10 protein-coding genes and 1 tRNA gene are annotated in these 9,651 nt (G+C 66.8%); 5 read left to right on the top strand and 6 right to left on the bottom strand.

Annotated elements, in window-relative coordinates:
• From V6D00_09670 to V6D00_09660, 3 genes are all read right to left on the bottom strand, one after another.
• Positions 1-1,445: phosphodiester glycosidase family protein (locus V6D00_09670; protein ID HEY9899436.1), on the bottom strand; the 1,445-nt coding region annotated here is incomplete at its 3' end.
• 5 nt (positions 1,446-1,450) lie between these two features.
• Entirely contained in the window at positions 1,451-2,731 is a 1,281-nt protein-coding gene (murA, locus tag V6D00_09665; protein HEY9899435.1) for a UDP-N-acetylglucosamine 1-carboxyvinyltransferase, read from the bottom strand.
• 425 nt (positions 2,732-3,156) lie between these two features.
• The gene (locus V6D00_09660; GenBank protein ID HEY9899434.1) at positions 3,157-3,570 is read right to left on the bottom strand and encodes a hypothetical protein; all 414 of its coding nucleotides are present in this window, start codon (positions 3,568-3,570) and stop codon (positions 3,157-3,159) included.
• 350 nt (positions 3,571-3,920) lie between these two features.
• Between V6D00_09660 and rpsB the strand changes: the two genes are divergently transcribed.
• The 5 genes from rpsB to V6D00_09635 all read left to right on the top strand — a co-directional run bounded on the left by rpsB (position 3,921) and on the right by V6D00_09635 (position 8,240).
• Positions 3,921-4,655 carry a 30S ribosomal protein S2 gene (rpsB, locus tag V6D00_09655; GenBank protein ID HEY9899433.1) on the top strand — a complete coding sequence of 245 codons (735 nt, stop codon included), beginning with the start codon at positions 3,921-3,923 and terminating at the stop codon, positions 4,653-4,655.
• A 139-nt stretch (positions 4,656-4,794) separates the two neighbouring features.
• On the top strand, positions 4,795-5,736 hold the full coding sequence (gene tsf / locus V6D00_09650; protein ID HEY9899432.1) for a translation elongation factor Ts: 942 nt from the start codon (positions 4,795-4,797) through the stop codon (positions 5,734-5,736).
• Positions 5,737-5,804: 68 nt separating this feature from the next.
• Positions 5,805-6,539 carry a UMP kinase gene (gene pyrH, locus V6D00_09645; GenBank protein HEY9899431.1) on the top strand — a complete coding sequence of 245 codons (735 nt, stop codon included), beginning with the start codon at positions 5,805-5,807 and terminating at the stop codon, positions 6,537-6,539.
• A complete protein-coding gene (gene frr, locus V6D00_09640) occupies positions 6,532-7,089 on the top strand; it encodes a ribosome recycling factor (GenBank protein ID HEY9899430.1) in 558 nt (185 codons plus the stop codon). Before pyrH ends, frr begins: the two co-directional genes overlap by 8 nt.
• 221 nt (positions 7,090-7,310) lie before the next feature.
• A complete protein-coding gene (locus V6D00_09635) occupies positions 7,311-8,240 on the top strand; it encodes a phosphatidate cytidylyltransferase (protein HEY9899429.1) in 930 nt (309 codons plus the stop codon).
• A gap of 62 nt (positions 8,241-8,302) precedes the next feature.
• Here V6D00_09635 and V6D00_09630 read toward each other — a convergent pair whose 3' ends face one another.
• The 3 genes from V6D00_09630 to V6D00_09620 form a co-directional block, all read right to left on the bottom strand.
• Complete coding sequence (locus tag V6D00_09630; protein HEY9899428.1) at positions 8,303-8,482, bottom strand: hypothetical protein; 180 nt, start codon at positions 8,480-8,482, stop codon at positions 8,303-8,305.
• Between the two features lie 188 nt (positions 8,483-8,670).
• Positions 8,671-9,315 (bottom strand): DedA family protein, encoded by a 645-nt coding sequence (locus V6D00_09625; protein ID HEY9899427.1) that lies wholly within the window; start codon positions 9,313-9,315, stop codon positions 8,671-8,673.
• A 117-nt stretch (positions 9,316-9,432) separates the two neighbouring features.
• Positions 9,433-9,513: transfer RNA gene (locus V6D00_09620), tRNA-Leu, on the bottom strand.
• Positions 9,514-9,651 lie beyond the last annotated feature (138 nt).

The following is a 9,651-nucleotide window of genomic DNA, read 5'->3' as shown; positions in this document are numbered from 1 at the left end:
CCCCAGATCAGCAGGGCGTTGCTCACCGGCCGCTCGGAGCCGTCGGAGGGCTTGTTCATGAGCTTGCCCTCCAGCACGAAGGCCGTCGAGCCGCCGCCGTCCAGGTTCATGGCGTCCTGGGCGCCCAGCTCGCGCATCAGGTCCGCGAGCTCGCCCAGGGTGACGCCCACCGAATCGGTGGCCGACCGACCGTCCACCGTGGCGATCACCAGGTCGCCGGTGGCGCTGACGCCCACGGCGGTGCGCGGGGCGCGGCCCCGGGCGATGTCGCTCTGGAAGCGCTCGGCCTCGCTGGTGATGCGGGTCTGACCGGCCTCCAGGAGGCGCGGGCCGCCGCCCAGCACGTGCTGAACCCCCTCGAAGTAGTCGCTCAGGGGCACCTGGAGCTTGACCGTCATCCCCGGCTTGATCGTCTCGTCGAGCCAGGCGGCGGGTGATCCCATGGCCGAGAGGACGAAGCCTCCGGTCGGGATGGGAAGGTCGCTCGCACCCACGGCCATGACCTTGCCGTCGGGCGCCACCGCGACCTCGAGGGTGCCCGCCTTGGCCTCGGTGCGGGTGCGCGCGCCCCAGCGATCGGTGTAGGCGACGATCTGGTCGTCCCAGCGCGCCTGGTTCACCCCGTCGAGCTCCACGCTCTGGCCGTTCGCAAGCTCCACGTAGGCCGAGAGGGCCGCGCGCTCGATGACCGGGCGGGTGGTGCTCGGGCCGAAGCCCAGGGCGGTCCGGGCGTAGATCGGGCCGGTCACCAGCGCGCGATCGATCATCACCAGACCGAGCGGCAGCCCCCCGCGGCCGAAGTAGGCCCCGTTGACCGCGGCAAGCGCCTGGTTGCGCTGGGCGATCCCGCTGACGCTCTCGAGGCCGAAGCCCCCCTTGCTTGCCGCCATGGCGGGCGCCACCCTCACCCCCGGGGCCTTGAGGTCCACCCGCAGGGCGTGGATCGAGAGCGGGCCGAAGGGCGTCCCGCGCCGGATGGCCTGGTGGGAGATCCCCGGCGCCAGCTCGCGCTGGAGGCTCTCGCTGAAGACCTTCTGGAGGGTGACCATCAGGCGATAGGTGCCGGCGGACGTGGCCTCGATGCGGGTGGGCAGGCGGTAACCCCAGGGCACCACCAGCACCGGGTCGGGCCCCGCCTGCTCCCAGCGCAGGCCCCTCAGGATCGGGTCGTTGATCGGCTGATCGAACAGCAACAAGCGATCGCCCGTCATCCCTTCGAGCTTGAGGCGAAAGGCCCCCGCGTCGGAGGCCTCGACGGCCCTTACCGGCCCCGTCAGCTCGAGCGACAGCGTCACGGCCTCGGGGGCGCTCTCGACGCGCATGCCGACGAGGGTCGCCGGGAGAAGCAGCGGAGCGACCGACGCCGAAGCGCCCCCCGAGCCGGGCGGCACCGAAGGGGCCGCGTGCAGGGGGAGCGCCGCGAAGAGAATGGCGAGCGGGTGCATGGTTCCTAGACGGTCAGGACGGTCTCCGGCCGCGAGACGCGCGAGATGCGCGCGCCCACCGCGGTCAGCTTGGCCTCGATGTGCTCGTAGCCGCGATCGATGTGGTGCAGGCCCGTGATGACCGTCTCTCCGCGACCGACCAGGCCCGCGAGGATCATGGCGGCGCCGGCGCGCAGGTCGGTGGCCTTGACCGGGGCCCCCGAGAGGGCGTTGACCCCCTGGATCACCGCCACGTTGCCCTCGGCCTTGATGTTGGCCCCCATGCGGATCAGCTCGTCCACGTGCAGGAAGCGGTTCTCGAAGACCATCTCGGTCAGCACCGAGGTGCCGTCGACGGTCGAAAGCAGGGTCATGACCTGGGCCTGCATGTCGGTGGGGAAGCCGGGGTGGGGCATGGTCCGGATGTCGACCGGCTTGAGGGGCCCCTCGACCTTGACGTTGACCACGTCATCGCCGATGGGGGTGACGGTGACCCCCATCTCGATGAGCTTGCTTGCGATCGCCTGGAGGTGGTCGTTGCGCACCCCCGTCAGGGTCAGATCGCCCCGGGTGATGGCCGCGGCCACCATGAAGGTGCCCGCCTCGATCCGGTCGGGGATGATGGAATGGTCGCAGCCGCCCAGCCGCCGGACCCCCTCGACCGTGATGGTCTGGGTCCCGGCGCCGGTGACCCGGGCACCCATCTTGTTGAGGAAGTCGGCGAGATCGACGATCTCGGGCTCCTGGGCGCAGTTCTCGATGACGGTGGTGCCCTCGGCGTGGACCGCGGCCATCATGATGGTCTCGGTGGCGCCCACGCTCGGGAAGTCGAGGTAGACGTTGCCGCCGACCAGGGCGTCGGCCTGGGCCTCCACGTAGCCGTGCTCGATGGTGACCTTGGCGCCCAGGGAGCGAAGCCCCTTGAGGTGGAGGTCCACCGGGCGCGAGCCGATGGTGCAGCCGCCGGGCAAGGGGATCCGGGCGTGGCCCATGCGCGCCAGGATGGGGCCGATGGCGAAGAAGGCCGCCCGCATCTTGGTGACCAGCTCGTAGGGGGCGGTGAACTCGCAGAGGCCGCTGGCGTTGAGGCGGTAGGAGCCCTTGCCGGTCGACTCGACCTCGACGCCCAGGGTGCCCAGGATCTCGCAGATGATGTGGACGTCGGTCAGCTCGGGGACGTTGGTGATGTGGCAGTCGCCCTGCGAGAGGATCGCCGCCGCGAGGATCGGCAGGGCCGAGTTCTTCGCGCCGCTGACCGGGATGGTGCCGACGAGGGGGGGCCCGCCGTTGACAATCAGCTTATCCAAGCCCTGATCCTCCTACTCGAACCACGTTGTTGCGCCGTGTTATCGCTTGCTTGTGCACACTCTACCTGAAACTTTACGGTGAAAAGATTTTGGCTATGTTGCGTCGATGTTGCTGTAACGGACCACACAAACTCGCCTTAACCCCGGACGTGGCCGCGCCGCCTTCCGAATGAACCGCCCCCTGGCAAACGGTCGAGAGGTAACGACTGATCTTGACGGATGCTTCTTGCGAGCGACCGCTTGCCGCTTGCCCCTTTTTCGGGGGCGGCCCGCCGCTCGATTTCGTTCTACCCCAAGGATAACGCGGCAAGCCCCCTGGATCGGAAAGGTTGGGTTAAATTTTTCGGCCCGAGCGGTCTTTCTCCCTTTTGCACAGGGGCGAAGGGAGGTTTTGGCGAGGTTAATGCCCGGGCCGGCAACGAGCGCTAGGCGCGCAGGTTGAGCTTGGGAGCACCCTTCTTGACGCCCTCGACCCGCAGGACGATGTCGTCGGCCTTGACCCCGCCCGAGAGCTCGGTGCGGATCCAGTAGCGGCCGGGGCCGGGGAGCTGGACGTTCTCGAAGGTGGTGCGGAAGCCCATGCCGCCGCCGGCCTGCTCGAGGGCGACCGCCTCGTGGGAGAAGGAGATCAGCTCGGTCTTGCGGTCGTCGGCGAACATGGTGTGCTTGCACGAGTAGCGACCGGGAGCCAGATCGTAGGCGCAGCTCAGGACGGCGAACGAGAGCGGGACGGGGAACTCCTCGGCCACCACCCGGTGGATGGGGTGGATGAAGAGCTGCTTGTTGTTGGAGACGTCGATCTCGACGTTCTCGAAGAGGATGGTCTGGACCGTCGGCATGGGGCGTTCCTTCCTGCGTTCGACCGTAGAGGCCTGTGCGGCACGGCGCGGCCCGGCCCTGAGCGGCCAAGCCTTCGAATAAGGATACGCCAAGGGATCTCCCGGCGCAAGTTCATTGATCACCGCGGGGCCGCTCTCGCCGAGCGCTCGCTTGCTGGGGGCAGGGGGCACATGCTATAGTACGGATCCGCTTCCCACGCCCGCGAGCGCCACGCCGCGCGCGGAGCCCACACGCCGACCCGCATGCCCTCCAGGCGGGGTCGAGGGGAAACCCTCGATTCCTGAAGGGCGCCACAGAAAGCGGTCGGCGGCGGAGTAACCCCACCCCTTAAAAGGAGAGTAACAACCCTATGCCCGTCGCACCTATGAAGAGCCTGCTCGAGGCCGGCGTCCACTTCGGTCACCAGACCCGTCGCTGGAACCCCAAGATGCGTCCCTACATCTTCGCCGAGCGCAACGGCATCTACATCATCGACCTCCAGAAGACCTCGCGCTACCTGGACGCCGCGTACTACTTCGTGCGCGACATGGTCGCCCAGGGCAAGAACATCTGCTTCGTCGGCACGAAGAAGCAGGCGCAGGAGACCATCCGCGAGGAGGCCGAGCGCTGCAACATGTTCTTCGTCAACCAGCGCTGGCTCGGCGGCATGCTGACCAACTTCGAGACCATCAAGAAGCGGATCGCCCGCCTCAAGGAGCTCGAGCAGATGAAGGTCGACGGCTCCTACGACCGTCTGCCCAAGAAGGAAGTCTCGCTCCTCGAGAAGGAAGCCTTCAAGCTCGAGCGTCTTCTGGGCGGCATCAAGAACCTGCCCGGCCGTCGCCCCGACGTCGTCTTCGTGATCGACACCAAGAAGGAGCACCTCGCCATCAAGGAAGCCCGCAAGCTGGGCATCCCCGTCGTGGCCGTGGTCGACACCAACTGCGATCCCGATGAGGTCGACTACATCATCCCCGGCAACGACGACGCGATCCGCGCCATCAAGGTCCTCACCGAGAAGATCGCCGACGCCGTCCTCGAGGGCAAGCAGGGCGTGCAGCACGCCGCCGGCACCACCGAGCAGCTCGAGGCCGTCTCGATCTAGCCTCAGCCGCCTTCAAAGGTCGATCGCACGCCCGGGCACTCGCCCGGGCGTGCGCTTGAGAAGGTGCGGCCATCCCCTTCGGGGGGATTTTAGAGTATACTGAAGAAGAATTTGATCTTTCCTTAAGGAGGAATCACCCGTGGACATTTCCGCTTCGCTCGTCAAGGATCTCCGTGAGAAGACCGGCGCCGGCATGATGGACTGCAAGAAGGCCCTCACCGAAGTCGGTGGTGATCTCGACAAGGCCGTCGAGCTGCTCCGCAAGAAGGGCCTCGCCGCCGCCGCCAAGAAGGCCGGCCGCATCGCGAGCGAGGGCGCCGTGGGCTCCTACTTGACCGCCGACGGCCGCGTGGGCGCGCTGGTCGAGGTCAACTGCGAGACCGACTTCGTCGCCCGCAACGAGGAGTTCGTCGCCTTCGTGAAGGACGTGGCCCAGCAGGCCGCCGAGAAGGCCACCACCGAGACCGGCGTCGGCGCCGACCTGCTCGCTCAGCCCTCCGTGGCCGAGGCCGGCCAGACCCTCAACGAGGTCCTCAACACCAAGGTCGCCAAGATCGGCGAGAAGATCGACATCCGTCGCTTCGCCCGCTACACCGCCGAGGGCACCAACCTCGTCGGCACCTACATCCACCTCGGCGGCAAGATCGGCGTGTTGATCGAGCTGATCTCGGACAAGGACATCAGCACCAGCGGCGACGCCCAGGAGCTGGCCCGCGACCTGGCCATGCAGGTCGCCGCCTCCAGCCCCGCCTTCGTCTCGCGCACCGAGGTCCCCGCCGAGCAGACCGAGGCCGAGCGCCGGATCCTCTCCGAGCAGGACGAGATCAAGGCCAAGCCCGAGGCCGTCCGGGGCAAGATCGTCGAGGGCCGCATCAACAAGTACTTCGAGCAGGTCTGCCTCCTCGAGCAGCCCTTCATCAAGGAGCCCGGCAAGAGCGTGACCGACGTGATCAACGAGCGCGCGAGCAAGCTCGGCGCCAAGATGAGCGTCAAGCGCTTCGCCCGCTTCGTGCTCGGCGAGGGCATCGAGAAGAAGGTCGAGGACTTCGCGGCCGAAGTCGCCGCCCAGATGGGCAAGTAAACCCGGCCAATCCGAAGGGCGACCCCCGTCACGCGTCGGGGGTCGCTCCTCACGAAGAGGAGTCTCCGTTGAGCAACGGTCTCAAGTACAAGCGCATCCTCCTCAAGCTGAGCGGCGAGGCGCTCATGGGCGCCCAGGGCTACGGCATCGACCCGGTGGTGATCCGCCAGATCGCCGACGAGGTCAAGGGCCTGGTGGATCAGGGCCTCGAGCTCGCCCTGGTCGTGGGCGGGGGCAACATCTTCCGCGGCCTGGCGGCGAGCGCCAAGGGCATGGATCGCTCCACCGGCGATTACATGGGCATGCTCGCGACGGTCATGAACTCGCTGGCCCTGCAGGACGGCCTCGAGAAGGCCGGCGTGGACACCCGCGTCCAGTCCGCCATCGAGATGAGAGAGGTCGCCGAGCCCTTCATCAAGCGCCGGGCGATGCGCCACCTCGAGAAGGGGCGCGTGGTCATCTTCGCCGCCGGCACCGGCAACCCCTACTTCACCACCGACACCGCCGCCTCGCTGCGCGCCGTCGAGATCGGCGCCGAGGTCCTCCTCAAGGCGACCAAGGTGGACGGAGTCTACGACTCGGACCCCGCCAAGAACCCGAACGCAGTCAAGTACCAGCAACTCAACTACATGGAGGTCCTCAGCAAGGAGCTCAAGGTCATGGACTCCACGGCCATCTCCCTGTGCAAGGACACCGGGCTCCCCATCATCGTGTTCAACCTAAACGAACCCGGCAACATCGAGCGCGTCGTGCGCGGAGAGCCCATCGGCACTTACGTAGGAGGCATTCCCACCCATGCTTAAAGACGTCATCGCGGAAGCCGAAGGCAAGATGAAGAAGGCGGTCTCCCGGATCAACCAGGAGTTCGCCGCGATCCGCACCGGCCGCGCCGCCCCCGCGATCCTCGATCGCATCGAGGTCGAGTACTACGGCTCCATGACCGCCGTCAAGGCCATCGCCTCGGTCTCGACCCCGGACGCGCGCACCCTGGCGATCCAGCCCTTCGACCGCGCCGCCCTCACGGCCATCGAGCGGGCCATCCTCAAGAGCGACCTGGGCCTGACGCCGACCAACGACGGCCAGTCCCTGCGCATCGGCTTCCCCCCTCCCACCGAGGAGCGCCGCCGCGACCTGGTCAAGCTCGCCAAGAAGGAGGCCGAGGAGGGCAAGGTCGCCATCCGCAACGTCCGCCGCGACGAGCAGGACAAGATCAAGGGCGCCGAGAAGAAGAGCGAGATCACCCAGGACGACGCCAAGCGCCTCCAGGACCAGCTCCAGAAGCTCACGGATCGCTACGTCGCCGAGATCGACAAGGCTCTCTCCTCCAAAGAAGCCGAGATCATGGAGGTCTAGCCATCCACCGCTGGCTCGCCTACCCTCTGGACCGGGCCCTCGCGGAGCTTTCCGCCGAGGGACCGGTCACGGTCAAGCCCCTCCTGCCGCCCCGGGCCCCTGTGCCCGAGCGGATCGTCCGGCCCGCCGAATGGCGGGTGGCGGCGGTCCGCAAGGCACGGGAGGGCGTTGAGCTGCTTGCCGTCCCGCGCACCCTCGACCTGCTCGAAACCGAGTCCTAGATGTCGCCCGAAACCTCGCCCTTCGACCTCAAGCGCCCCAAGTTCCGGCTGCGGGTGATCACCTCGCTCGTCGCCGTCGTGCTGGCCGTCGCCCTGATCTGGTTCGCCGAGTGGCCGATGGCGGTCTTCGTCTTCGTGCTGTCGATCTTCGCGAACCGGGAGCTGTACTGGCTCTTCGAGGAGAAGGGCTACCATCCGGCGCGTTACCTGGGTACGGCGGCCTCGCTCTCGATCATCGTCGTGACGGCGCTGACGGGGACCCAGTACCACGCCCCCTTCATGGTGGCGAGCTTCGTGCTCGCCTGCCTCTTCCTCATCGTTCGCTCCGCCCCGTGGTTCCCGTACTGGAACGTGATGGGCAAGGCCGAAGACGGCCAGCCCGGCGGGCAGATGGGCACCATCTCGGACGTGGCGACCACGTTCCTGGGGATCGTGCTGACCGGCTGGCTTCCGAGCTACATCCCGCTCCTGCGCCAGCTGCAGTACCCCGACCCGGCCCATCGCCTGGCCATGCCTCACCTGGGGATGGGGATCACCTTCCTCTACTTCGGGGCGATCATCGCGACCGACGTGGGCGCTTACCTGATCGGCAAGTCCTTGGGGCGCCGAGCGCTGATCGGCCCGCTCTCGCCCAAGAAGACCGTCGAGGGATCCCTGGGGGGCATCCTCCTGGCGGTGGCGGCCTCGGCGCTCGTCGGCTGGGGCTTCCACCTCCACATCCTTCACTGCATGGCCCTTGGCGCCGTGATCAGCGTGGTCGCCCAGATCAGCGACCTGACCGAGTCGATGATCAAGCGCGACGCGGGCAAGAAGGACTCGGGGGACATCATCCCGGGCCACGGCGGGGTGCTGGACCGGGCGGACAGCTACCTGCTGTCCGGGGCGGTCGCCTACTACTACCTCTTCTACATCTGGCACGTCGTGTACTGACCGACGACCCATCGCCTCGACGACGACGGCCCGGCGCTTCGCGCCGGGCCGTTTCGATCTTCCTACCAGAAGAGCCCGCGGTAGCGCTGGTAGACGAACATCGTGCTGATGATGTTGAGGGTCAAGAGGCCGTACGAGAAGCCGGAGGGCGCCCCGCCCAGCATCGCTCCCAGGATCATCAGGATCCAGATGGTCGCGGTGGAGGCGATGCAGATGTTCAGCGTGTAACGCGGGTTCAGCATGGCGAGCTCCTCTTGGCCGAAGGGGTGGCGGGCAACCTGCCTTTTCCATGCCCAACATAACGCACGCCTAAACCCCTGATTTCGAGATGATGACGCGATTGTGACCTGCCTCTTGCCTGCTCAGCCAAGAAGAGACGCCGTCCCTGGCCGTTCGAACGGCCAGGGACGGCGTCTCTAGAAGGTTCCGGCTAGCTGCGGGTCGGCTGCAACTTGTGCTTGACGACCTCGATCAGCGGCGGCAAGAGCGAGACGACGATGACGCCGAGGATCACCAGCTTGAAATTCTGCTTGATCACGGGCAGGTTGCCGAACAGGTAGCCGCCGAACACGAACAGCGAGATCCAGAGGAGCCCGCCCGTCACGCTGAAGACGACAAAGCGTCGGTAAGGCATCTGGCCGATGCCCGCGACGAAGGGCGCGAAGGTGCGCAGGACCGGGGCGAAGCGCGCGAGCACCAGGGTCTTGCCGCCGTGCTTGTCGTAGAAGGCCTGGGTCCGGTCCAGGTGGGATCGGTTGAGGAAGCGGCTGCCCTCCTTGAACACCCTGGGGCCGATCTTCCGCCCGATCCAGTAGTTGGTCGAGTCGCCCACGACCGCCGCGAGGAACAGCAGGGCGAACAGGGCGGTGATGTCGAGCGAGCCGGTGGCCGCGAAGGCACCCGCGGCGAAAAGGAGCGAGTCGCCGGGCAGGAAGGGGGTCACGACGAGGCCCGTCTCGCAGAAGATGATGAGGAACAGGAAGAGGTAGGTCAGCGCGCCGTAGGTCTGGATGATGACGCTGAGGTGCTTGTCGAAGTGAAGGACGAAATCGACCAGGTGCAGCAAGAATTCCATTTGGAAGGGGGCTCCGGTGGGGGCGCGAGCGGCCCGGGGGACTCATGATTGGCCGCTTAGGGCCGGATATGAAATTCGGGCGCCAGGATGAATCCTGGCGCCCCGATTTTCACTTAGTGCGGAGGATGGGACTTGAACCCATACGGATTTCTCCACACGCCCCTCAAACGTGCGCGGCTGCCATTACGCCACCTCCGCAGGTGTCTCGCCGGTGCAGCACCTGACGATGTAGCTAGTATCGCTCGCCTACAGGGCTTTGTCAAGGGTTAATTCAACGTTGACCCGCAATTCCTTCGCGACTAGACTGGCTGCACGTCCGACGAAAGGGGGTTCCCC

Source organism: Pantanalinema sp. (genome assembly GCA_036704125.1).
GTDB lineage: Bacteria > Cyanobacteriota > Sericytochromatia > S15B-MN24 > UBA4093 > JAGIBK01.
The sequence above is the reverse complement of the archived record's forward strand: the minus strand, read 5'-3'. Positions and strand labels throughout refer to the sequence as shown.